The 22757-nt window shown below is 59.2% G+C and carries 22 protein-coding genes and 2 pseudogenes; 10 read left to right on the top strand and 14 right to left on the bottom strand.

The window, feature by feature from the left end; all coding sequences use genetic code 11:
- Window positions 1-74: 74 nt before the first annotated feature.
- The 5 genes from IBX59_RS03120 to IBX59_RS03140 all read right to left on the bottom strand — a co-directional run bounded on the left by IBX59_RS03120 (window position 75) and on the right by IBX59_RS03140 (window position 4100).
- Entirely contained in the window at window positions 75-515 is a 441-nt protein-coding gene (locus IBX59_RS03120; RefSeq protein ID WP_296372304.1) for a DUF1989 domain-containing protein, read from the bottom strand.
- The gene (locus IBX59_RS03125; protein WP_296372307.1) at window positions 484-930 is read right to left on the bottom strand and encodes a hypothetical protein; all 447 of its coding nucleotides are present in this window, start codon (window positions 928-930) and stop codon (window positions 484-486) included. Before IBX59_RS03125 ends, IBX59_RS03120 begins: the two co-directional genes overlap by 32 nt.
- A gap of 133 nt (window positions 931-1063) precedes the next feature.
- Window positions 1064-2092, bottom strand: coding sequence for an extracellular solute-binding protein (locus IBX59_RS03130; RefSeq protein WP_296372309.1), 1029 nt, complete (start codon window positions 2090-2092; stop codon window positions 1064-1066).
- A complete protein-coding gene (locus IBX59_RS03135; protein WP_296372311.1) occupies window positions 2062-3435 on the bottom strand; it encodes a sensor histidine kinase in 1374 nt (457 codons plus the stop codon). The genes IBX59_RS03130 and IBX59_RS03135 overlap by 31 nt, the downstream gene beginning before the upstream one ends.
- Complete coding sequence (locus tag IBX59_RS03140; RefSeq protein WP_296372313.1) at window positions 3432-4100, bottom strand: response regulator transcription factor; 669 nt, start codon at window positions 4098-4100, stop codon at window positions 3432-3434. Before IBX59_RS03140 ends, IBX59_RS03135 begins: the two co-directional genes overlap by 4 nt.
- 124 nt (window positions 4101-4224) lie before the next feature.
- On the opposite strand from IBX59_RS03140, the gene IBX59_RS03145 reads away from it, so the two are divergent.
- The 6 genes from IBX59_RS03145 to IBX59_RS03170 all read left to right on the top strand — a co-directional run bounded on the left by IBX59_RS03145 (window position 4225) and on the right by IBX59_RS03170 (window position 10355).
- Complete coding sequence (locus IBX59_RS03145; RefSeq protein ID WP_296372315.1) at window positions 4225-5211, top strand: tripartite tricarboxylate transporter substrate binding protein; 987 nt, start codon at window positions 4225-4227, stop codon at window positions 5209-5211.
- Window positions 5212-5329: 118 nt separating this feature from the next.
- The gene (locus IBX59_RS03150) at window positions 5330-5821 is read left to right on the top strand and encodes a tripartite tricarboxylate transporter TctB family protein (protein ID WP_296372317.1); all 492 of its coding nucleotides are present in this window, start codon (window positions 5330-5332) and stop codon (window positions 5819-5821) included.
- Between the two features lie 12 nt (window positions 5822-5833).
- Window positions 5834-7354 carry a tripartite tricarboxylate transporter permease gene (locus tag IBX59_RS03155; RefSeq protein ID WP_296372321.1) on the top strand — a complete coding sequence of 507 codons (1521 nt, stop codon included), beginning with the start codon at window positions 5834-5836 and terminating at the stop codon, window positions 7352-7354.
- A complete protein-coding gene (locus IBX59_RS03160; RefSeq protein ID WP_296372323.1) occupies window positions 7344-8558 on the top strand; it encodes a CoA transferase in 1215 nt (404 codons plus the stop codon). Before IBX59_RS03155 ends, IBX59_RS03160 begins: the two co-directional genes overlap by 11 nt.
- Window positions 8555-9334 (top strand): citryl-CoA lyase, encoded by a 780-nt coding sequence (locus tag IBX59_RS03165; RefSeq protein WP_296372325.1) that lies wholly within the window; start codon window positions 8555-8557, stop codon window positions 9332-9334. Before IBX59_RS03160 ends, IBX59_RS03165 begins: the two co-directional genes overlap by 4 nt.
- On the top strand, window positions 9324-10355 hold the full coding sequence (locus IBX59_RS03170; RefSeq protein ID WP_296372327.1) for an AbrB family transcriptional regulator: 1032 nt from the start codon (window positions 9324-9326) through the stop codon (window positions 10353-10355). Before IBX59_RS03165 ends, IBX59_RS03170 begins: the two co-directional genes overlap by 11 nt.
- Before the next feature lie 75 nt (window positions 10356-10430).
- Here the strand turns inward: IBX59_RS03170 and IBX59_RS03175 are convergent, their stop codons facing one another.
- On the bottom strand, window positions 10431-10592 hold the full coding sequence (locus IBX59_RS03175; RefSeq protein WP_296372329.1) for a hypothetical protein: 162 nt from the start codon (window positions 10590-10592) through the stop codon (window positions 10431-10433).
- 232 nt (window positions 10593-10824) lie between these two features.
- On the opposite strand from IBX59_RS03175, the pseudogene IBX59_RS03180 reads away from it, so the two are divergent.
- A pseudogene (locus tag IBX59_RS03180) lies at window positions 10825-11082 on the top strand (DDE-type integrase/transposase/recombinase); the annotation flags it as partial.
- Between the two features lie 68 nt (window positions 11083-11150).
- On the opposite strand, the gene IBX59_RS03185 reads toward IBX59_RS03180, so the two are convergent.
- Genes IBX59_RS03185 through IBX59_RS03215 form a run of 7 tightly spaced genes read right to left on the bottom strand, consistent with a single transcriptional unit; the run spans window position 11151 to window position 18147 of the window.
- On the bottom strand, window positions 11151-12500 hold the full coding sequence (locus IBX59_RS03185; RefSeq protein WP_296372331.1) for an FGGY-family carbohydrate kinase: 1350 nt from the start codon (window positions 12498-12500) through the stop codon (window positions 11151-11153).
- On the bottom strand, window positions 12497-12811 hold the full coding sequence (rhaM, locus tag IBX59_RS03190; protein ID WP_296372333.1) for an L-rhamnose mutarotase: 315 nt from the start codon (window positions 12809-12811) through the stop codon (window positions 12497-12499). Before rhaM ends, IBX59_RS03185 begins: the two co-directional genes overlap by 4 nt.
- Window positions 12812-13798 carry an ABC transporter permease gene (locus tag IBX59_RS03195; protein ID WP_296372335.1) on the bottom strand — a complete coding sequence of 329 codons (987 nt, stop codon included), beginning with the start codon at window positions 13796-13798 and terminating at the stop codon, window positions 12812-12814.
- Window positions 13795-14763 carry an ABC transporter permease gene (locus tag IBX59_RS03200; RefSeq protein ID WP_296372337.1) on the bottom strand — a complete coding sequence of 323 codons (969 nt, stop codon included), beginning with the start codon at window positions 14761-14763 and terminating at the stop codon, window positions 13795-13797. The genes IBX59_RS03195 and IBX59_RS03200 overlap by 4 nt, the downstream gene beginning before the upstream one ends.
- Window positions 14760-16256 carry a sugar ABC transporter ATP-binding protein gene (locus IBX59_RS03205; protein ID WP_296372339.1) on the bottom strand — a complete coding sequence of 499 codons (1497 nt, stop codon included), beginning with the start codon at window positions 16254-16256 and terminating at the stop codon, window positions 14760-14762. Before IBX59_RS03205 ends, IBX59_RS03200 begins: the two co-directional genes overlap by 4 nt.
- Before the next feature lie 58 nt (window positions 16257-16314).
- The gene (gene rhaS / locus IBX59_RS03210; RefSeq protein WP_296372340.1) at window positions 16315-17307 is read right to left on the bottom strand and encodes a rhamnose ABC transporter substrate-binding protein; all 993 of its coding nucleotides are present in this window, start codon (window positions 17305-17307) and stop codon (window positions 16315-16317) included.
- A 27-nt stretch (window positions 17308-17334) separates the two neighbouring features.
- Complete coding sequence (locus IBX59_RS03215) at window positions 17335-18147, bottom strand: DeoR/GlpR family DNA-binding transcription regulator (protein ID WP_296372342.1); 813 nt, start codon at window positions 18145-18147, stop codon at window positions 17335-17337.
- Window positions 18148-18309: 162 nt separating this feature from the next.
- On the opposite strand from IBX59_RS03215, the gene IBX59_RS03220 reads away from it, so the two are divergent.
- The gene (locus IBX59_RS03220) at window positions 18310-20406 is read left to right on the top strand and encodes a bifunctional rhamnulose-1-phosphate aldolase/short-chain dehydrogenase (protein WP_296372344.1); all 2097 of its coding nucleotides are present in this window, start codon (window positions 18310-18312) and stop codon (window positions 20404-20406) included.
- Between the two features lie 9 nt (window positions 20407-20415).
- A complete protein-coding gene (locus tag IBX59_RS03225; protein ID WP_296372345.1) occupies window positions 20416-21660 on the top strand; it encodes an L-rhamnose isomerase in 1245 nt (414 codons plus the stop codon).
- Between the two features lie 231 nt (window positions 21661-21891).
- Here IBX59_RS03225 and IBX59_RS03230 read toward each other — a convergent pair whose 3' ends face one another.
- Window positions 21892-22551, bottom strand: a complete 660-nt coding sequence (locus IBX59_RS03230; RefSeq protein ID WP_296372347.1) for an IclR family transcriptional regulator C-terminal domain-containing protein — start codon at window positions 22549-22551, stop codon at window positions 21892-21894.
- On the opposite strand from IBX59_RS03230, the pseudogene IBX59_RS03235 reads away from it, so the two are divergent.
- Window positions 22550-22757 (top strand): annotated as a pseudogene (locus IBX59_RS03235) (CoA-transferase); the annotation flags it as partial. The gene IBX59_RS03230 and the pseudogene IBX59_RS03235 sit on opposite strands and share 2 nt — an antisense overlap.

Consider the following 22757-nt stretch of genomic DNA (forward strand, 5'->3'; position numbering starts at 1 on the left):
TGCCAGACCGCTTCTTATTGATCCATCATCGCGGACAGTCTTTCGGGGCCAAAACTCAGGTTATGCCCGGCCCGTCATAAATCAGTGGCCGTCATAGATGTCATCCGCCCCGAACAGCACACCTGTGCTGCGTTCATAAAGCCCGATGCCACCGGGCGAATGACCCGGCAGGTGCAAGACCTCGTAGATATGAACACCCAGATCGAAGGTATCGCCATTTCATCGGCTTCAGCTGGATGAACCAGGCGTATTTCAAATTCATGCGCAGCGGCCTGCAGCATGTTTTCGCGCTTTTTGCGCATTGCCGGCATGCCATATTGCGCCACAGTGTCGGGTGTTGACCCGCCACTCAACGCGTCAAGGGCACCGCCGCTGTCCTCAATGATCGACAGCATGACGCGGCAAATGTCGGAAAAGATTACGCGCCGCTTCGTCAGATCGGTCGTCCATTGCAGTTTGACCGTATCAGGCAGGCACATTCTTTCAGGCGTATCGCGCATAAACCACGTTGCCACCAATCCCGCTGATCCTGCGCCACCGGGCGCAAACCTCTGCGCCCTCTGGCGTGTCAGCGGTCATCAGGGCCGCGTTTTCATACCAGATGCCCGCCAGCACCCTGCCGAAATCGGGATTATCGGCCGACATATCAGTATTGGCGACCATCAGGTCGATGATTTCACCAGGAACCATGAAGCTGTCAAAAACCTGCACTGCATCCGGCAGCGCGGCAATTTCCGAAACCATCGGATTCCACGTCACAAGGGTGGTAACATCAGCTGTCTGGAATGCCCCAACCATGTCAGGGCCGGCATTATTGATGACCGACATGTCACGTTCAGACAAACCAACCGAATCCAGCGACCGGGCCAACAGGTAATGCGACACCGAAAATTCGAACAGATTGACAGAACATCCCGCGGCCGCCGACAAGGCCGATCACCAAAAACGTTCAAAATTATGCGGGTATAAAAACTGGCGCGCACTTTTTAGGCATCTTGCTTGTCTGCCGGTCTCGGGGCACAGCCGTCAGACCGGCAGACGGCATCCCCAAAAATAACGACGCCTAACGCTGCTCCATGGCATTTTCCCATTCGGTCACAAATGCCCTGCGGTTCAGCGGGTCAAGATACACCATCAATGCCGGCCCCAAACGGATCGGGCCAAAGCCCGTGGTTTCGCCCAAGCCGGCCGCGCGCAAAGAAGGCAGGGGCCAGTCACCTGCCACATCGCGCAGCCCCAGCCTGACCAGCATGTCGATCATGGCGCCTGCTGCATCGGTTTCCTTTGCAGTGGCCGGAATAAGCACGGTGCGCAGCATCACATTGGTGAAGTCCTGCATCTGAAGGATTTGCATCCGCCCGCTTTGATCCTGTTCCAGTCGCGTGGTCGCATAGCTGCCCAGCACATTATAGGCCAGCGCCAGCCGCCCCGAAGCGACGTCTTCGATCATCAATGAAGAACAACAATAAAGCTTGGGCCCAAGGCGGCCCATCACCTCGTTCAGGCGCCAGTATGCGTCAGAAGACCTGTCCTCTTGGGTGGCGAACAGAAAACCCAGACCGCTTTCGCGCACATCATAAGTGCCAAGCGCACCACCGAAACGTTCAGGATTGTCCCGCAAGATCGCGATCAACTCTTGTCGGGTGAAAGGCAGGTCAAGATCAGCAAAGAACGCGCTGTTGATCACGACAACGGCAGGTTCTGTTGTGAAGGCAAAGATCAGGTCACGCCAACGGGCCCAGTCGGGAAGCGTTTCGGTCGCCCCAGACCGGTAACGCCGTGCATAGCCGTCATTGGCAAGCTGAAACTGCAAGTCCATCGCAGATGACATGGCAAGATCGAACTGCGCGCCTGCACGGATCGCGCCGTGCAGCGTGCTTGAGGAAACAACGGTATAGTCGATTGAAAGTTCGGGATGATCATTTTGAAAGGCACGGATGTAGGGTTCAAAAACCGCCAGATCCGTCGTCGAGATGATCCGTAAGACCCGCGCGCTTGTGCCAGGAAAAACGCGCTGGTCCTCTATCTCTAGCGGCGATGCTGCGGTAACGGACCAAATAATCAGACCAATGGCAAGACCAAGGATACGCATGCGCCTCCACTCCCGTTTGTGGCGGTGGCAAGGTCCAGCCGCCCGCCATGGGCGCGCAGGACATCCGCCGCAATTGTCAAACCAAGGCCCGAACCGACGATGCTTTCGGTGTTCTTGCCGCGCTTGAATCGTTCGATCAGGTCATCGACGGGTTCGTCGCCCAACCCCGGACCCTGATCAGTAATCGTCAGGCGCGCCGCGCCTGCGGCATGGGTGATGCCGAGCGTGACAGTGGTATCTTCGGGCGCGTATTTGATCGCGTTGTCAAGCACATTGCGGATCGCGCTTTCCAGCAGGACGGCGTCACCGCTGATCGGCGTGGGGACACCGTCAACTTGCAGATGGATGTCGCGCATCGCGGCTGTTGGTTCCATCGCGGCAACCGTTTGTGCGACCAGATCAGCCAGATCCAGCCGATCGCGCGCCAGGTCTTCGGTCCGGTAGGCCACGGTGGCGTGGTCCAGCAATTGCCCCGCCGAACGCGAGCTTTCATCGACGGCGCGAATGATCCGGCGCAACCTATCCTTTTCGGGTTCACCGGATACCGTGCGTAATGCAATTTCAGCCTGTGCACGCACCGTGGCCAGCGGTGTCCGGATGCGATGCGCCGCCTCGGCGATGAAATCCTCGGACCGGCGAATGGATTGCTGCAAACGGTCCATCAGCCGGTTCAGCGCGTTCAGAAGCGGGGCCAGATCGGCCGGTGCTTCACGATACAACGGGCGCAAGTCTGACGGGCCGCGTCGCGACACTGCGGCCGCTATTTCGTTGAGGGGTCTGAGCGAGGTCTGCGCAACAAAAGCCGAAAGCGCGACCGCAACAAGAAAAAACGCCACTGAAAAAATGGCAGCCAGTTGCGACAGTTCCGCTGCGATGGCACCAACTCCGTCTCGGGTTTGGCCGACCGTCACCGTGACAAGGACCGGGCCGTCACCGGCCAGAACCAGCCGCGAGATTGACGCCATACGAATTGGCGCATCCCGGTAATTGGCCGTATCGAACATAACCTGACCCTGCCTGCCCGGCACCGGGGGCGGCATGTCTTCATAGCCGGTCAATGTTTCATCGTCGGCAGTCACGCGATAGAATACCCTGTCTTGGCTGATCGCACCCAACATCGCAAAAGCGGCGTAGGGTAACTCTAGCCGCACAGCCCCCTGTTCGCTGCGCAGGGTTTCGGCAATGGTGGTAGCAGAGGCCGCCAACACATTATCTTGTGTGCGCTGCGTCGCTTCGCGGGCCAGCCCTGTCACCATGCTCCAGCTTAGAACAGAAAGAAGCGCCGCAACCCCCGCCAGCAGCAGCGTCAGCCGTTTCCCAATAGATCTTGTTACTACCATCATGCAGCGTCGATCTCGATCCGGTATCCCAGACCGCGGACGGTTTCGATGCGCAACCCAACGCTGTCGATCCGGCGGCGCAGGCGGCCGACATAAACCTCGATCGCATTTTCTGTAACGGCTGTATCATAGGAAAACAGCCGATCCATCAATTGTGATTTTGACATGATCTGGCCCGGGTGACGGGCGAAAACTTCTAACAGGCGAATTTCGCGGCTGCGCAATTCCAGCGTTTCGGTGCCGCGCTGCAACGTGCCCGCCAGCAGGTCGAAAATAACCGGTCCAAGCGCGATTTCATTGCGCGCCGATCCACCGCGCCGCCGCAAAACTGCCCGACACCGCGCCTCCAGTTCCGAAAAATCAAAAGGCTTTGTGATGTAGTCATCGGCCCCCTGATCCAATGCGCCGACACGGTCAGACACCTGGCTGCGGGCCGTCAGCACGATCACCGGCGTTGCAAGATGCGCGCGGCTGCGCACCAGAAAATCGCGGCCGTCTCCATCGGGCAGCATGACATCCAGAAGGATCAGATCGTAACTCGCCGCAGCAAGGCAATCCTCGGCCTCGGAAAGGGTCGTTGCATGGTCCACCGCGTGACCATCAAGCGCCAGCCGTTTGATCACGGCTTCCGCAAGCTCGATATTGTCCTCAACCAATAGATAACGCACCTGCCCCCCCGCGACCACACCGTGCTTGGCTACGATCAGGGCCCTGTCAGGGTTCTGTCAGCTTTGTGTGATTGAAGCAAACTATGGGCGGAGGAGAATCGCCTGTCAAATGGGAGGATAACCAATGAACACTCTTGCGTGGTCACGCCGTGCGCTTATCGCTGCGGCAACTGCAACTATCGCGCTGTCCGGCATGGCCCGGGCCGACGGACACCAGATGATGGATTCCGTGCATTTCCTGATCCCCGGCGGCGCCGGCGGCGGTTGGGACGGCACGGCACGCGGCACAGGCGAAGCGTTGATGAACGCAGGTCTGGTGCGCAATGCGACATACGAAAACATGTCGGGCGGCGGCGGCGGTGTCGCGATTGCGAACCTGATCGCGAACGCCAACAGCAGCCACGGCACACTGATGGTGAATTCCACACCAATCGTGATCCGGTCTTTGACGGGGGAAATTGCACAAAGCTTTCGCGACCTGACGCTAGTGGCGGGCACCGTCGGCGACTACGCGGCACTGGTCGTGACGGCAGACAGCCCGATCAATTCGATGGAAGAAGCCTTGGCGCAGTATCGCGAAGATCCAGCAGGTTTTGCCATTGGTGGCGGTTCAGTTCCGGGGGGCATGGACCATCTGGTTGCCGCGATCATCATGCAGGGTGCGGGCGAAGATCCGACTGCCTTCAACTACATCGGCTATGACGCCGGTGGTGAAGCGATGGCCGGTCTTTTATCTGGCGAAATCAAGGCACTATCTACCGGATTTTCCGAAGCCATCGCGCTGGCCGAACAAGGTGAAATTCGGATCCTTGGCGTCACCTCGCCTGATCGTGTGCCGGCCTATTCAGAAGCGCCCAGCTTTGCCGAACAGGGCATTGACGCGCAGTTCGTCAACTGGCGTGGATTCTTCGCCGCGCCAAACCTGCCCGACGAAAAACTGACCGCCTATCAAGACATGCTGGCTGCCATGATGGAAACCCCTGAGTGGGAAGAAATCCGCGCCCGGATGGGGCTGGTCAACATCTTCCGCCCCGGTGATGAATTTGCAGCCTTTCTTGAGGCGCAAGAAAAGCAGATCGGCGATCTGATGCGCGACCTCGGTTTTCTTTAACCAAGCCAAAGACCCCAAAAGGGTCGCAGGATAAACGCAAGACGGATATTCCGGCAGGGTGCGCCCCGCCGGGATGACTGCCAGCGACATCAGAATCAAAACAGGAAAGGAATTATCAATGGCGCTGGATCGCTGGATCGCGCTGGTCTTTGTCGCGTTTTGTTGCGTCTATGGCTATGCCGCCTTTTTCACGATGGATGATCTGTTGCCGCCAATCCTGCGGCGCAACCCCGTCTGGCCTTCGACATTCCCAAAGATACTGTCAGTGCTTGGAATCATAGTTGGGCTGATCATTCTATTCACCGCCAAACCGAAACCCCAGGATGACGAGGGCACCGATGGTGCAATCGATATCAGACGGCTTGGCGACTACCATGTGGGGCAAGCTGTCGGGCTTCTTTTCCTGATGGTGGCCTATGCGCTGACGCTAAGGCCGCTTGGGTTTGTCGGGTCAACCATCGGATTTTTGCTGATCGGATCAATCATTCTGGGCGAACGCAGATTTCATATCCTGATCCCCGTCGCGGCCATCGCCGCCGGGTCAATCTGGTATCTGGTGCAAGAGGTTCTGGGAATTTTCCTGCGCCCCTGGCCCGCGCTTTTGATGTAGGAGGGCAAGAAAATGCTCGAAGGTCTTTTGATCGGACTATCTGCGGCCATTACGCCATTCAATCTGATAATGGTGGTCATGGGCTGTGTGATCGGCACTTTTATTGGTATGTTGCCCGGCTTGGGGCCAATGTCGATCATTGCAATCATGATCCCTGTGGCCATCGGCATCGGTGATCCGACGGCGGCGCTGATCCTGTTGTCGGGGGTTTATTACGGGGCGATCTTTGGTGGCTCCACATCGTCGATCCTGTTGAATGCGCCGGGGGTCGCGGGCACGGTCGCCACCAGTTTCGACGGCTATCCGATGGCGCGAAAAGGGCAGGCCGGCAAGGCGCTGACCATTGCTGCCATCGCCAGTTTTGCGGGTGGCACCATCGGCGCGATCCTGTTGATGATCTTTGCCCCCGCGCTATCCTCGGTGGCGCTACTGTTCCATTCGGCGGAATATTTTGCGCTGATGGTTGTGGGGCTTTCGGCGATCGCTGCCTTTTCCGGCACCGGGCAGGTCGCCAAGGCAGCGATGATGACGATCCTGGGCCTGATCCTGGGCACCTTTGGTGAAGGTGCGCTGTCAAACACGCCGCGCTTTACGTTCGGGCTGATGGAACTGCAATCGGGCTTTTCCTTCATCACGCTGGCAATGGCAATGTTTGCCCTGCCCGAAGCGTTGTTTCTGGTGATGAACCCGGCACGGGCCGCAACCGGCAGTGGCAGCAGCGGCAAGATTACCGGAATGCGGATCACTCGGGCCGAGGCGCGCAGCATCACACCGGTCATCGGCAGGCAGTCCGTGCAGGGCTTTTTCATCGGGGTTTTGCCGGGGGCAGGCGCGACAATCGCGTCATTTCTTGGCTACGCGGTGGAACGCAATATTGCCAAAGGCGCAGAGCAAGCGGAATTCGGGAAAGGCTCTGTCAAGGGGCTTGCCGCACCGGAATCCGCGAACAACGCAGCTTGCACAGGGTCTTTCGTTCCGTTGCTGACGCTTGGCATCCCCGGGTCTGGCACCACGGCGATCTTGCTGGGCGCGCTTTTGGCACTGAACGTCACACCGGGGCCGCGCCTGATGGTCGATACGCCCGAAGTTTTTTGGGCCGTGATTATTTCAATGTATATCGGCAATCTTGTGCTTTTGGTCCTGAATCTGCCGCTGATTCCGTATATTGCGCGTATTCTTACAATTCCGCGCAGCTTTCTGATCCCGTTCATCCTGTTTTTCACACTGATGGGCAGCTATCTGGGGCAAAATAACGCGACCGAACTGCTGATCCTTGTGGGGTTTGGTGTGATAGCAACGATCTTGCGCTTTGCTGATTATCCGCTGGCACCGCTGCTGATCGGTTTCATCCTTGGCACCATGATGGAAAACAATTTCGCCCGCGCCATGCAGTTGTATCGTGGTCCCAGTTTCATTCTGGAACGGCCGATGACGCTTGCGCTTTTGGTGCTGGCGGTGCTGTTGGTGCTATTGCCTAGCTGGCGGGCATATCGTGCCCGCAGACGCGCCGAAGGGGTTGCTGATGGCGACTGAGACTTGCCCCGCGCAGCAGCCGTTGCGCGGGGTTCGTGTGCTGGACCTGACCAATGTGCTGGCTGGCCCTTTTACCTGCCACCAATTGGCGCATCTAGGGGCCGAGGTCATCAAGGTCGAGACACCGGGCCGGGGTGATCTGGCCCGCAGCCTTGGCGCCGATCCTGATCTGTCGGCCTGCGGCATGGGGATCAGTTTTCTGGCCCAGAACGCGGGCAAGAGGTCGCTGACGCTGAACCTCAAGGAACCGCGCGGCAAGACGGTGCTGAAACGCCTTGCCGCGACATCCGACATATTGGTCGAAAATTTTCGCCCCGGGGTGATGGACCGGCTGGGCCTTGGGTACCCGACCCTGAAGGCTGAAAACCCCCAGTTGATCTACTGTGCCATCTCGGGCTTTGGGCAAAACGGCCCCTGGGCGGATCGCCCTGCATATGACCAGATCATACAAGGCGCATCTGGCGTCATGTCCATCACGGGCGATGCGCAAAGCGCGCCAATGCGCGTGGGTTATCCGCTAGCCGATACCGTGGGCGGCTTGACAGCGGCGATGGCAATCCTTGCCGCCCTGCATGGCAGGCCCCGCGGCTGCGTCATCGACGTATCCATGCTTGACAGCGTATTGGTCACAATGGGCTGGGTTGTGTCAAATTATCTGATCGGTGGCGTCGTGCCTGTGCCGCATGGCAACGAAAACCCGACATCTGCGCCTTCGGGTGCGTTTCAATGCGCTGATGGGCTATTGAATATCGCGGCTAACAAAGATGAACAATGGCAGGCCCTTGCCCGTCACCTGGGACGCACGGATCTGCTGGATACCCCCGCCTTTGCCACCCGCGAAGACCGCAAGCGCAACCGCCTAAGGCTGAGGGCTGAACTGGAAACTGTCCTGACAACGCGGAATGCCGAAGACTGGGCAGAAGAGCTGAATGCCATTGGTGTGCCTGCCGGGGCGGTGATTGGTGTGCCGGATATCCTTGCACATCCACAGGTGATCGACCGCGCATTGCTTGGGCGGTTTGAAAATGTGCCGGGCGTCAACCGCGCGATTGACGTGGCGCGCATTGGTGCGATGTTCAACGGTGAACGCCCTGCGGTTACCACACCGCCGCCGGAATTGGGGGCTGATAGCACAAAGATACTGCACGATCTGGGATATACGTCCGAAGAAATTGGACAACTACGGGCGGAGGGCGTGATTTGAACGATGGCAGCGATGTATCCGACTGGTGGCGGACAAAGATCATCGACATGGAACCGGGCCGCATCCACCTGCGCGGCCGCCCCGTTCAGGATCTGATCGGAACGACCGGCTTTGCCCAGATGATCTGGCTTTTGGTGACGGGTGAAACGATCGAAGGCCCGCGCGCGGCGCTGTTCGAGGCGGCATTGGTCGCGGCCGTGGACCATGGCCCGCAAGCCCCGTCCATTGCAGCGGCGCGTATGGCGGCAACCTGCGGCATCGGGCTGCAATCGGCCATGGCGACAGGGCTGAACATGTTGGGTGACGTGCACGGGGGCGCAGGCGAACAGGCAGCAAGCCTTTACCATGCAATCCACGCGGCCGGGCCGGATGCCTTGGGTGACACGCTTGACCGGTGGCGGGCAGCGCATGGGCGCTATCTGCCAGGGTTTGGGCACCGTTTTCACAAACCTGTCGATCCGCGCGCGCCGCGGTTATTGGCGCTGGTGGATGATGCAGCGGCAACCGGCGCGGTTTCGGGCGCTTTTGCCAACATCGGTCGGGCCATCCAGACGCAACTTGCGGATGAACGCGGTAAACCCGTGCCGATGAATATCGACGGTGCAACGGCGGTGATCTATGCCGAACTGGGCTGCCCGCCACCGCTTGCGCGCGGTTTCTTCTGCCTGTCGCGTTCGGTAGGGCTGTTGGCCCATTCGTGGGAACAGATGCAGCAGGGCGGGCGGAACAAGGGGCCCACCCCGCCTTCTTATCGCTGGACCTATGATGGTGATTGATACGGACTGGAAGGAAGCCCTGCCAACGCTGGGGATCGGTGTTGCCGGTGCCTTTCTGTTCTGGTTGATCGGTTTTCCGGCGGCGGTGCTGACCGGACCGGCTGCTGCCGTTTCACTGGCAACCATTCTAGGTGTGCCAACGGCTATTCCAGTAGGCTTGCGCGATGCGGTATTTGTTGTGATCGGCAGCACAATCGGCAGCACCGTTACGCCCGAGGTGATCGCAACCGCGCTTGCGTGGCCTCTTTCACTTCTTGTTCTGACCGTGACCTTGTTTGCCACCCTCATCGTCGCCCAAACGACCCTGATGAGGGGTTTCGCCTATGACCGAATGACCGCCCTTTTGTCGGCGACACCGGGCCATCTGAGCTACGTGCTGAGCATGTCAACAGAAGTTGCCGCAGATGTGCGGCGGGTGGCACTGGTGCAGACCGTGCGCGTCTTGATGCTGACATTGCTTGTGCCGGTTCTGATTTCGCTTTGGGGGGTAAAGGGGACAGCACAGGTTGCACAAAGCGGCCCAATATCCCCAATTGCGCTGGCGCTGACCTTTTCGCTGGCGATCGCAGCGGGCCTGCTGCTCAAACGGCTTGCCGTGCCCGCGCCGCTGCTGATCGGGGCGATGACGGTATCGGCGATTGCCCATGGTGCAAACCTGACACCGGGAACAATCCCGCCTTGGTTGACGGTTATCGCTTTCATCTGCATGGGGTCGCTGATCGGCACGCGGTTTCGTGGCTTTGACCGGGGTCAGCTTGCCGGTGCCCTTTTCGCCGGTATCGTGATGACCTTGATTGCCTGCGTTTTTGCCGCCTTGGGCGCAATGATTGCCGCAAGGCTCGTTGGATTGCCTTCTGCGGTATTGCTGCTTGCGTTTGCGCCCGGCGGGGTAGAGGTTATGGCGGCTCTGGCCGTCGAAACCGGGCTAGAGCCGGCGTTTGTCGCAGCACATCATGTGTTTCGGCTGTTGGTTCTGGGGGTATTGATTCCACCTATGATTGCGCGAAACCGGTCATCCTAAACCGCCGTTCATCCCAGTCTTTCAGACGCATACCCGCCGGGGCTGGCAGGAAAGTCGCCAGCGGCGGCGCGCATGTCATCGTTCCACAGCGGGCCAATGATCGACAGCATCATCAATCCCCGCAGCGGCCGCGGCGGCCGCTTCTTCGGGTTTGTCAACGTAGTGCATGGTCAATTGCCGCTTGCCCTTTAGCGCGCGAATTTCTGCGACAGTCAGCCGTTTGTGATATTGTGTCATGGTCGTCCTCTTTTGCTCAGGCTGTCGTTTAAGATCTGAGGAGTCTTTTCAGGCTTTCCGCCGGATCGCGCAGGCGTTCAACGTCGATGGTGATACCGGATTCAACAAGCTTTCGCACCAGCTTGACATCCTTAGAGACCGCATTGCCGACCCCCGGACCATAAGCCCCCATCATCTGCCCAACATCATTGTTGTTCCGAGCCTGCTGGCTGAGGATTCCACGACAACCGGCCCGAACCAGAAATGGGCAGGTGACATCAGTTATATTTGGACCCAGGAGGGCTGGCTGTATCTGGTTGTCATCATTGATCTGTATTCACGGCGCGTCGTCGGCTGGGCCGTCAGCAACAGGTTGAAGAAGGATCTGGCAATTCACGATTTGAAGATGGCGATCAATCTGCGCCAATCACCGAAGGGCTGTATCCACCATACGGACCGTGGAAGCCAATATTGTTCATATTATTACCAGAAGCTGCTGAAAAAACACGGCCTCTTACCGAATTTGCCCCTAGACCTCGCCGGACAAATCGTAACCGATGTCAAGTCCGAGGTGAAATTCTAAATGGCCCTAGCCCAGTCCCGCGCATAGGCGCGGAGCGCCACCGCATTGTCGGGCAGCTGCACGTCCTGCGTGGCGGGTTTTGCTGCTGACGCCACCACCAGCAAAGCCGCCCCCGCCGAGGTGCCGGTAGCTGAAGCCGCCGTCTCCACCCCGTCAGGCGAAACGGCAGCCAGCATTGCCAGATAGTCCGCATTGCGGGCGAATGGCCCCTCGACAATTACCGGTCCGCGCGCGCCGGCAAGATCCAGACAGGTCCGCGTCATCAGCGCCAGATAATATGCCAGCGCAACAGCATTTTCGCCCGCGTTGCTTGGCTTGCCCGTCCAGCGCATACGACGCCCTTGGAACGGTCCAGATTCTGACACGACGGCAGGCAGCAGCATAATCTGCGCATCCAGCACAGCGTTGCGGTCTTGAAACGCGGGCAGCGCATCGCCTTGCCGGATGAGATCATATTCGCGCCCGCCCATGAACCGCGCCGATAGCACGGGATCGCCAAAGGCGTTCACATTGACAAGCACATCACGGGTGCAATCGGGTGCGACCGCATCGCCACCGACTGTCAAGCATACGACCCAAGTGCCGGTCGAAACCACCGCAAAAGGCGGCATCCGCCCCGCAAGATAAGGATAAAGCGAGGCGTTGGAATCGTGTACCCCGACACTGACCGAAATCTGCGGTGACAGGCCAGTCGCATCTGCAATGACAGGCAACAGATGCCCCAATTCTTCATCCGGCCTGCGGGGTGCAGCCAGCTTGCCCGTCAGCCCAAGCCGTTCGACCAGTGGCGAAAACTGCCCGGTCCATGGGTTCCACAGATCGGTATGGCAGCCCAGTGACGACACATCACAGGCCATCTGCCCGGTCAGCCGGTAGCCCCAATATTGCGGATAGGTCAAAACATGCGCTGTCCGCTCGCGCAGATCGGGGTCCACCGCCAGCATCCAGTGCAACTGTGCGCCAAGGTTCAGCCCCCCGGGCAAACGCGGCGATCCGGTAAGGGTGAAATCAGGCCGCAAAGCATCATACTCGGCCGCCAGATCATCAGGACCGCTGTCTTCATAATCCAGCATCGGGGCGGCGAGCCCACCCGCCTTGTCCAGCAACACGGCCGCCGCCCCATGGGTGGTCACCGATATTGCATCCACGCCCCATGTCGCCTGAAACGCCGCCAGATGATGCAGAAAGAAATCCCAATGTCCGTCCAGATCGAAATGCGGCCATGGTGGAGCGGGCAACACCTTATTGGGTCGCGTGACCACAGCGATTTCACGCAGCGACCCTTCTTCGACCAGCGCCAGCTTGGCGTTGGTTTTGCCCACATCAATAACCGCGATTTTCCTCATGGCATTTGAAACACGGGAACCAGCGGCGTGGCAACTGGCGCATTATCCAGCCCTGTTTGCATGACATCAGCCATATGCGCCCACCAGCGCTGCATCACCGGATGATCCGGCAGCGCATCCATCCCGTGATCATCCTGCCGCCACAGCACGCCGAACAGAATATGCGTATCCGGGTCCAGATGGATCGAATAATCGCTGACACCTGCGGCGCGCAACAGATCGACCAGTTCGGGCCAGATCTCATCATGGCGGCGTTTATATTCGGCTTCCATTCCCGGATTAAGCTGCATTTTGAATGCGTATTTTTCCATTCACCTTTTCCCAAACAGCCGTGGCAGGGCGATGACACTGATCAGCAGAGCACCCAAGAAAATGCTCATCACGATCCCCGGCACGTTCAGCAGGCCAAAGCCGAATGTCACCATGCCGATGATCAGCGCGGCCAGCACGATACCCGGAATACTGCCCGACCCGCCAAGGATATTGACCCCGCCAAGCACGACCATCGTCACCACCTCCAGCTCGAACCCCGTCGCGATGGACGGCCGTGTCGACCCCAGCCGCGATGTCAGGCAGACCGCCGCGATGCCCGACATCAAACCGGTCAGCAGAAACAGGATGAATTTCACCCGCGCCACGCGGATGCCCGAAAACTGCGCTGCCGTGGCATTGTTGCCAATGGCATAAACCGCACGGCCAAAGCTGCTGCGATGCAGCAGTGCCCAATAAATTACCGCCAGCACCGTGAACAGCACAAGTTCAAAGCTGAAGACCCACCAGACATAACCCTGCCCGAAATAGGCAAAACCGGGCGGATAGCCCGTGAACGCACGATCCCCCAGCACGATATAGGCAATGCCGCGAAACAGGCTCATGGTGCCGATGGTCACAACGATGGATGGCAACCCCAGTCCTGCCACAAGAAAACCATTGAACGCACCACATAAAAGCCCCGCGCCGATGCCGACCAGAACCAGAATCGGCACGTCGGCACCCGCCTGCATTGCCAGCCCCATCGCGGTCGATGCCAGCGCAATGATCGACGCGACCGAAAGATCAATCTCGCCCGAGATAATCAGCAACGCCATGGCCAGCGCGATCATTGCCTTTTCGGTAAAGTTGAAAGTCGCGTCCGACAGGTTCCACGCATTCAGGAAATAGGGCGAGGTAAAGGAATTGGTGACAAAGATAGCAATCGCCACCGCGACAAGGATGGATTCCCAGGATCGCAACGCCCGCGCAGCAGGCGATTGCAGCCGGTCAGGGATCGCGCGGGCGGTGTGTGTTTGTTGGGTCATGCGGGCTCTACCTCTTTGAGGATGATGCGGCCTTTGGGGCGGTTCTGGGTGGCATTCAGGGCGACGGCAATCACGATGGCGCTGCCGGAAATCGCCATTTGCCAGAAGGGCGAAATGCCAATCACCGGCAGCGCGTTATTGATCACGCCCAGAAACAGCGCCCCCAGCACCGCGCCGATCACGCTGCCCGCGCCGCCCGCGATTGCAATTCCGCCGATCACGCAGGCGGCGACGACCTGCAATTCAAACCCGGCGGCCACATCGACATAGGCGACAGCATAGCGCGCAACCCAAAGATAACCCGTCAGCCCCGCCAAAGCACCAGAGATGACAAAGGCAATGCATTGCGTCCGCCCGACATCAATGCCGGTATAAACCGCCGCATGTGGATTGCCGCCCACGGCATAAAATGACCGGCCCAAAGGCGTGCGCGTCAGGATCACGAAGAATAGCGCGATAACCGCAAGCGCGATCCAACTCATCACCGGCAGGCCCAGCAGCACAGTGCGTGGCAGGGCCTTGAACGCGGCGCTCATCTGATGCGCGTTAACCCATGCACCGCCGGTCATCAGAAAGATCGTGCCGCGATAAATCGTCATGGTGCCCAATGTAACCACGATAGCAGGGATACCCAGTTTCCACACCAGCAACCCGTTGACCGCGCCCAAGGCACCGCCCATCAGCACCACGGCGATCAGGATCAGCGGCAGCGGCACGCCCATGCCATTCAGCAGCGCCGCCGCCATGCCGCAAAGCGCGAGGTTCGCCGCGACGGACAGATCAATGCATTTGGTCAGGATCACGATCATCTGGCCAATCGCCAGCAGGATCAGTGGCGAGGTGTCGTTGAACACATTCACCAGATTGCCGGGCCGCACAAAGGCGGGGAAACGCGCAGCCACCCCGCCAATCAGCAGCACGATGGCGAAAGCCAGCAAGACATCGCGGTTTTTGAGAATATTCATGCAGCCTCTGCTATGCCTGCGGCAGCGCGGACCAACCGTTCGGGGGTCATCGCATCGCCTGTGACTTCATCCACGATCCGGCCTTCGCGCATCACGATCACACGGTCGGACATGCCCAGCACTTCGGGAATTTCGGAACTGACCATGATCACCGCCAACCCTTCGGCGGCAAGCTCGGCCATGAATTCATGCACCGCCGCCTTGGACCCGATATCAATGCCCTTGGTCGGTTCATCCAGAATGATCACGCGCGGTTTTGTGGCCAGCCATTTGGCGATGACCACCTTTTGCTGGTTGCCGCCTGACAACAGCCCCAGTTCCTGATCTAGACTGGCGGCGCGCAGGTCGAGCCGCTGGGTATAATCGCGTGCCAGCTTGAATTCCTCGGCCATGCGCAAAAAACCGTTGCGCCCGACACGCGCCAGCGACGGCAAGGTGATGTTCTGGAAAATCGGCAGGCCCCGAATCGCCCCCTGCCGCCCGCGATCTTCGGGCACATAAACGATGCCAGCAGCAATCGCATCATGGGTGGACCGGATCACGCGGACCTTGTCGTCGATGCGCACTGCCCCTTTGGACGGGGTGGTGATGCCGAACAGAGCCTGCATCACCTCGGACCGGCCTGCGCCAACAAGGCCATAAAATCCCAAAATCTCGCCCTCATGCAGGGTAAATCGGATGTCGGCAAATTCGGTGGGGTGGTCATAGCCCGCCACCGTCAGCACCGGCGGGCCGATCTTGGATGTGCGGGTCGGGAAAATCTGGTCGACGCTACGGCCCACCATCATGCGGACAAGGGCGGTTTCGCCAATCTCGTGCATCAGCCCCTCGCCGACGAATTGCCCGTCGCGAAACACGGTGTAACGGTCGGCGATGCGGAAAATCTCGTCGAATTTATGGCTGATGAACAGGATCGCCTTGCCCTGCGTCTTGAGCGTTTCAACCAGATCGTAAAGTTCGTGAATTTCCTTGTGGCTCAATGCCGCAGTCGGTTCATCCAGCACCACAACCCGCGCATCGGTGGACAAAGCCCGCGCGATAGCCACCAGATGTTTCGACGCGATGCCCAGATCACCCAACCGCAGATCAGGGTCGAGCGTTGATCCGATCCCCGCCAGCAAATCCCGCGCGCCATTTCGCATCGCCCGCCTGTCGATCAACCCGAACCGGTTGCGCGGAGCATGCCCAAGCCAGATGTTTTCAGCCACGGACAATTCGTCAAACAGCACCGTTTCCTGATGGATCGCGGTCACACCGGCATCGGTGGCAGCCTGCGCATTGGCAAATTGCACGTCTTGGCCATCCAGTGTGATCGCGCCGCTTTCGGGCTGGTAGATGCCGGTCAGCACCTTGACGGTCGTGGATTTACCGGCACCGTTTTCGCCAATCAGCGCGGTGACCTGTCCGGGGTAAAGGTCAAGCTGGACGTTTTGCAGCGCCTTGACCCCCGGGAATGACTTGGAAATGCCGCGCAGTGACAGGATCGGTTTCATAAAACTGGCCCTTGGAAAAGTGACCCCCGGCAGGCAGGCCCGCCGGGGGAAAGAAAGATCAAAAGATCGACTTGAATTCGTCGATGTTGGACGCGTCATAGGTGAACGGGTCCGACATCGCGGCCTCGTTGTTGTCGTCCAGCACGGCGTCACCGATCCGGCCCATCGGGATGGATGCGCCAGGTTCCGCCGTCGCATTGCCCGAGGCAAGACCATGCGCAATCATCGTCGCGGCATAGCCCAGATCAATCGGGTTCCAGATCGCAAAGCTCAGCGTGGCACCCGATTCAACGGCCCCCGCCATTTCCGATGGCAGGCCAAGCCCGGTGACATTGATTTCACCGATCTTGCCCGCATCGGTCACAGCCTGCGATGCGGCCAGAATACCCACTGTCGTTGGCGCAATGATGGCGCGCAGATCGGGGTAGGTCTGCATCAGGCCCTGTGCTTCGCGGTAGGATTTATCGGCCAGATCGTCGCCATAGACCGTCGCCACTAGATTGATACCCGGATATTCGGGCAGGGCTTTGGTGGCTTCTTCGATCCAGATGTTCTGGTTGGTGGATGTCGATGTCGCCGACAGGATCGCCACATCGCCACCATCTGGTAAATGGTCAGCGGCCAGACGGATGATCGTATTGCCGATCAGTTCGGGCGAGGACGGGTTCAGATGCATCTGCCGCCCTTCCGCAGCAACACCGCTGTCCCATGAAATCACTGTGATACCACGATCCATCGCGCGGCGCAGCGCAGGCGCCACGGCGTCTGGGTCATTGGCGGAAATCGCGATGGCATCGACACCTTGTGCGATCAGCGCATTGATCACCTCGATCTGGCCTTCGGCCGTGGTGCTGGTGGGGCCGGTATAAATAATCTCGACTCCGCCAAGTTCGGCGGCGGCTTCTTCGGCGCCTTTGGCAGCGGCTTCGAAAAAACCGATGCCAAGCGCCTTGACCACCAGCGCGATGCGCATGTCATCGGCCAAGGCGGGTTGCGCCAGCATCACCGTGCTCATCGCCACTGTGGCGAGGGTTTTCTTGATAATAGACATTTCGTTCCTCCCTAAAGTTAACGTCGCTCAGGCACCGCCTGCGCTGTCCTTCGTCCTGTCAGCAGCTCCTGTGCGGGCCACGATCAGCTTGATATCCGCCGCATCCAGCATGGCGGCATCGCGGTCGGTGATCCCTTCGTCGGTGATGACGGTATGGATCCGCGAAAGCGCGCACAGCAGCAGGCTGGAACGGGCGGAAAATTTCGTGCTATCGGCAAGAACCACCAGTTCATCGGCCTGATTGATCAGCTTTTGTTCGGCCTGCACCAGCATCGGGTCGCCTTCCATCAGGCCCAGCGCGCCAAGGCCACGACAGCCCATGAACATGCGGCTGGCATAGAAATTGCGGCTGCCATCCTCGTCAAAGGGTGACAGAATGATATTCTGTTCGCGGTAAATCGCGCCTGCGGGCAACAGCACCGTGTTCTTGGAATGCTTCAGCAGATGTTCGGCAATCGGAAAGCTATTGGTGAAAACCTGACAGCGGCGCGCGGTCAGCGGATGGACCATCTGGAATGTCGTGGTCCCGCCATTGATGATGATCGCCTCACCATCATTGCAAAGATCGACAGCCGCCCGCGCAATTGCGCGCTTTTCGGCCAGCCGAATGGTTTCATTCACGCTGAAAGGCCGCGCATTGATGCTGACGAACTGCGGCGGAGAGATGGATTCAGCCCCGCCCCGCACCCGGCGCAGTTTCTTTTGCAGATGCATGGCCGCGATATCCCGGCGGATCGTTGCTTCGCTGGCACCTGTCAGGGTCACAAGATCGGCTACCGTCACAACGGGCCGCCCTTCGACTGAAGACAGAATGATCCTGTGGCGTTCGCTTTCGTGCATCGCTTCCTCCTGTGGTAAGTTTCCACTCAAAACAATCACTGTCAATCATTTTCAGTCATCATCAACATTTCTGCAGCGCAGCATGATTGAATTTGATTGTTGCTGATTGACTTCCGCAATTTTCTCGGCGCATTTTCCTGACATAGGTCAAAGGAGGACACCATGACAGCAGCCGACAACCATCTGAAAAATCTGTGGGATGACGCGCAGACGGCCCGCATGAGCGAATCGGAAAAGCTGCTTTACCGCTCCAACCTGCTCGGTTCTGACAAGCGCGTCACCAATTACGGCGGCGGCAACACCAGCGCCAAGGTGCTGGAACGCGACCCGCTGACCGGTGATATGGTCGAGGTGTTGTGGGTCAAAGGGTCCGGCGGCGATATCGGATCCATCAAAATGGACGGGTTTTCCACGCTTTACATGGACAAGCTGCAAGCCCTGAAAGGCATGTATCGCGGTCTGGAACACGAGGATGAAATGGTCGGCTACCTGCCGCATTGCACCTTCAACCTCAATCCGCGCGCGGCCAGCATCGACACGCCGCTGCATGCCTATGTGCCACGCAAACATGTGGATCACGTCCATTCAGATGCGATCATCGCCATCGCCGCCTCGGTCAATTCGCGTGACCTGACGGCAAAGGTGTTCGGCGATGATATAGGCTGGCTGCCGTGGAAAAAGCCCGGTTATGAATTGGGTCTTTGGCTAGAAAAACTGGCCACCGAAAATCCACAGATGCGCGGTGCCGTACTGGAAAGCCATGGCCTGTTCACTTGGGCCGATGACGCCAAGGAGTGTTATCTGACCACGCTCGAAATCATCAACACAGCGGCGGATTGGCTTGCGGAACAATCCGCAGGCAAGCCCGCCTTTGGCGGCGTCAAACGCCCGGACCTCCCCGCAGACGAACGCCGCGCAGTTGCAGCACAGCTAATGCCGGTGATCCGCGGGCTGATCTCGGGCGACCGGCACAAGGTTGGCCATTTCGATGATTCTGCTGCGGTGCTGGAATTTGTCGGCTCTGAAATGTTGGACACGCTCGCCCCGATGGGCACTTCCTGCCCGGACCATTTCCTGCGCACCAAAATTCGCCCGCTGGTCGTGGATTTTGATCCGGCAAACCCGGATATCGCCGCAACGCTGGCCAGCCTTGCCCCCGCGATTGGGGATTACCGCGCCGATTACGCAGCCTATTACGACCGCTGCAAACATGACAACAGCCCTGCCCTGCGCGACCCCAACGCGGTGGTCTATCTGGTCCCCGGCGTCGGCATGATCACCTTTGCGCTGGACAAGGCGACGGCACGGATATCGGGCGAGTTTTATGTCAACGCGATCAACGTGATGCGCGGAGCCTCTGCCGTCTCCACCTATCAGGGCCTGCCGGAACAGGAAGCGTTCGACATCGAATATTGGCTGCTGGAAGAGGCCAAGCTGCAAAGGATGCCAAAGCCGAAATCCATGGCTGGTCGCATCGCCCTTGTCACCGGCGGCGCGGGCGGCATCGGATCGGCCACCGCCGAACGGCTTTTGAAAGAAGGCGCTTGCGTGATGCTGGCTGATATCGACAGCGCGGCGGTGCAGGATGTGGCCGCAGGCATGGCCAAGACCTTTGGCGCTGATGTCGTGCGCGCCGTGGAGATGGATGTCACGGATGAAACACAGGTCATCGCCGCCTATGCCCGCACAGCACTGGAATTTGGCGGTATCGATATTCTGGTCTCGAACGCCGGTATCGCATCCTCTGCGCCGGTCGAAGAAACCACATTGGCTTTGTGGAACAAGAACATGGATATCCTGTCCACCGGCTATTTCCTTGTCAGTCGCGAGGCGTTCAAACTGCTGCGCACACAAGGGATCGGCGGTTCAGTGGTTTTTGTCGCCTCCAAGAACGGTCTGGCCGCCAGCCCCAATGCCAGCGCCTATTGCACGGCGAAGGCCGCCGAAATCCACCTTGCCCGCTGTCTGGCGCTGGAAGGGGCCGAGGCCGGTATCCGCGTCAACACCGTCAACCCCGATGCCGTGCTACGGGGGTCGAAAATCTGGTCTGGTGAATGGCTCGACCAGCGCGCCAGCACCTACCAGACCGACAAGGACGGACTGGAGGAAATGTATCGCCAACGCTCCTTGCTGAAACGGTCAGTGCTGCCAGAGGATATCGCCGAAGGCGTCTATTTCCTCGCCTCCGACCTGTCCGCGAAATCCACTGGCAATATCCTGAACGTCGATGCCGGCAATAAAGAAGCGTTCACGCGCTAGGGGATGATGATGAGTAAGGATTACGACTCTGCGCGCGCGCAATTCGCTGATTGGGGCGTCGATACGGATGCGGCGCTGGCCACCCTGTCCACAATCCCGATTTCCGTGCATTGCTGGCAAGGCGACGATGTGCGCGGTTTCGAGAAAAGATCCGGCACCTCTGGTGGCGGTATTCAGGCCACTGGCAACCATCCGGGACGCGCGCGCAATCCTGACGAATTGCGCGCCGATCTGGATTTCGCCTTTGCGCAGATCCCCGGCAAGCACCGGCTGAACCTGCACGCCTGTTATCTGGATACGCACGAATCCCCCGACCGCGACCAGATCGCATACCACCATTTCACGCCTTGGGTCGATTGGGCCAAAGACAAAGGCTTGGGCCTTGATTTCAACCCCACCTTCTTTGCCCACGCCAAAGCAGACGACAACCTGACCCTTTCGCACCCCGATGCGGGCATCCGCGATTTCTGGATCGAACATGGCAAGCGCTGCCGCGAGATTGCAGCACAGATGGGCCGGGAACTGGGGACGGCTGCGGTCAACAACATCTGGGTGCCCGACGGGTCCAAGGATACGCCGGTCGACCGGATGGCAGCACGGCGCAGGTTGGAAACGTCATTAGACACGATGATGGCCGACAAGCTCCCGAAAAGTGAACTGATCGACGCGGTAGAGTCAAAACTCTTCGGCATCGGCGTGGAATCGATGACCGTGGGCAGCCACGAATTCTACCTCGGCTATGCGATCCGCAAGGGCACCGCGCTTTGCCTCGACATGGGCCATTTTCACCCGACCGAAAGCGTGGCCGATAAACTGTCATCCGTGGCGCTGTCGGTCGAAGATATCCTACTGCACGTCTCGCGCCCGGTGCGGTGGGACAGTGATCATGTGATCTTGTTGAATGATGACCTTATAGCGATGGCACAGGAACTGGTTTTTGCAGATCTCTTGCCACGCACAAGGATTGGGTTGGATTTCTTTGACGCCACAATCAGCCGCACAGCGGCCTGGGTTATCGGCGTGCGCAATATGCAAAAGGCATTGCTGCGCGCGTTTCTGTTGCCGCAGGACAAGCTGAAAGCGGCAGAAAACGCGCTCGACTTCACCACCCGTCTTATATTGACTGAAGAAGCCCGCGACTTGCCGTTTGCTGCCATCTGGGCCGAGCATTGCAACCGCGCCAGTGTGCCAGTTGGGCAAGGGTTGCTTGCAAAGTTGCAAGGTTACCAAGACCGCGTCGCGGCACGTGGCTGATAGGGCGTCACCAAACTGCGACAGGTCCAATGCGTTGACCTGCCGGGGTTTGGCTGTCGATATCCGGCAGCGTCCGCACGCGATTGATCTTGTGGTCGCATCCGAGATGATCCGGCTGTTTTTCTCCGATCTGATCGCCCGCCCCAGGTGCAAAAACCGAGCGATGATGAACCCTGGCCGCCGCCAACCTGAACAAGTTGGTTAGGGCGATCATATCAACCAAAAATGCGGCTAAAGCATCCGCTTAAGCCCGGCCTGCACTTTTTGCAGGGGCGACAGATATGCGGTCAGCAGGGCGGTCGCTGCTTCATGGGTGGCGGCCATGCCGGTATTCAGCGCCGCCACCACGCGCCCGCGCGAATTGTGCAACGGCACCGCCAGCGAACGCAGCCCCAGTTCGATTTCCTGATCGTTCAGCGCATACCCGTCAGCGCGCACTTGCGCCAGACGGGCCATGATCTCGTCCGGGTCGGACAGCGTGTGCGGGGTGCGCGGCGACAGGTCCGAGTCGTCGATGATCGCGCGGGCCTGATCGTGCGGCAGTGCCGCCAGCAGCACCCGCCCCATCGAGGTGCAATGCGCCGGCAGCCGCGATCCGGGCATCAGCCCGATCGACATCACCCGTTTCTGTGCAGCGCGCGCGACATAGACAATTTCGGCCCCGTCCAGAATGGATACCGAACAGGATTGGTTGATCTGTTCGGCCAGTTGGTCCAGCCAGGGCTGCACGATCTGCGGCAGCGGCATGGCCGCCAGCGCCCCCACTCCCAGCCGCAGCGCCCGCGATGTCAGGCTGAAAAACTTGCCGTCATGATCGGCATAGCCCGCCTGGTGCAGTGTCAGCAGGCAGCGCCGCGCCGTGGCCCTATCCAGCCCGGTTTTTCCCGCCACCAGCGTTGGCACCGATCTGGCACAGGGCAAACCCGTCGCCACATTCGACGGGCGCACCTATGTGCAGGAACGCTGGTTGCGGGCCGATTTCGCACTGATCAGGGCGCTGCAGGCCGATCCGCATGGCAATCTGACTTACCGGATGGCCGCGCGCAATTTCAACCCGCTGATGGCCATGGCCGCAACAACAACGATTGCACAGGTGT

Source organism: Yoonia sp. (assembly GCF_014859355.1).
Taxonomy (GTDB): Bacteria; Pseudomonadota; Alphaproteobacteria; order Rhodobacterales; family Rhodobacteraceae; genus Yoonia.

What these genes read in the sequence shown, in the direction of transcription:
- IBX59_RS03130 (WP_296372309.1), bottom strand. Translation starts at nt 2,092, where the DNA reads ATGCGTATCCTTGGTCTTGCCATTGGTCTGATTATTTGGTCCGTTACC.
- IBX59_RS03135 (WP_296372311.1), bottom strand. Translation starts at nt 3,435, where the DNA reads ATGATGGTAGTAACAAGATCTATTGGGAAACGGCTGACGCTGCTGCTG.
- IBX59_RS03145 (WP_296372315.1), top strand. Translation starts at nt 4,225, where the DNA reads ATGAACACTCTTGCGTGGTCACGCCGTGCGCTTATCGCTGCGGCAACT.
- IBX59_RS03150 (WP_296372317.1), top strand. Translation starts at nt 5,330, where the DNA reads ATGGCGCTGGATCGCTGGATCGCGCTGGTCTTTGTCGCGTTTTGTTGC.
- IBX59_RS03155 (WP_296372321.1), top strand. Translation starts at nt 5,834, where the DNA reads ATGCTCGAAGGTCTTTTGATCGGACTATCTGCGGCCATTACGCCATTC.
- IBX59_RS03160 (WP_296372323.1), top strand. Translation starts at nt 7,344, where the DNA reads ATGGCGACTGAGACTTGCCCCGCGCAGCAGCCGTTGCGCGGGGTTCGT.
- IBX59_RS03170 (WP_296372327.1), top strand. Translation starts at nt 9,324, where the DNA reads ATGGTGATTGATACGGACTGGAAGGAAGCCCTGCCAACGCTGGGGATC.
- IBX59_RS03175 (WP_296372329.1), bottom strand. Translation starts at nt 10,592, where the DNA reads ATGACACAATATCACAAACGGCTGACTGTCGCAGAAATTCGCGCGCTA.
- IBX59_RS03185 (WP_296372331.1), bottom strand. Translation starts at nt 12,500, where the DNA reads ATGAGGAAAATCGCGGTTATTGATGTGGGCAAAACCAACGCCAAGCTG.
- rhaM (WP_296372333.1), bottom strand. Translation starts at nt 12,811, where the DNA reads ATGGAAAAATACGCATTCAAAATGCAGCTTAATCCGGGAATGGAAGCC.
- IBX59_RS03195 (WP_296372335.1), bottom strand. Translation starts at nt 13,798, where the DNA reads ATGACCCAACAAACACACACCGCCCGCGCGATCCCTGACCGGCTGCAA.
- IBX59_RS03200 (WP_296372337.1), bottom strand. Translation starts at nt 14,763, where the DNA reads ATGAATATTCTCAAAAACCGCGATGTCTTGCTGGCTTTCGCCATCGTG.
- IBX59_RS03205 (WP_296372339.1), bottom strand. Translation starts at nt 16,256, where the DNA reads ATGAAACCGATCCTGTCACTGCGCGGCATTTCCAAGTCATTCCCGGGG.
- rhaS (WP_296372340.1), bottom strand. Translation starts at nt 17,307, where the DNA reads ATGTCTATTATCAAGAAAACCCTCGCCACAGTGGCGATGAGCACGGTG.
- IBX59_RS03215 (WP_296372342.1), bottom strand. Translation starts at nt 18,147, where the DNA reads ATGCACGAAAGCGAACGCCACAGGATCATTCTGTCTTCAGTCGAAGGG.
- IBX59_RS03220 (WP_296372344.1), top strand. Translation starts at nt 18,310, where the DNA reads ATGACAGCAGCCGACAACCATCTGAAAAATCTGTGGGATGACGCGCAG.
- IBX59_RS03225 (WP_296372345.1), top strand. Translation starts at nt 20,416, where the DNA reads ATGAGTAAGGATTACGACTCTGCGCGCGCGCAATTCGCTGATTGGGGC.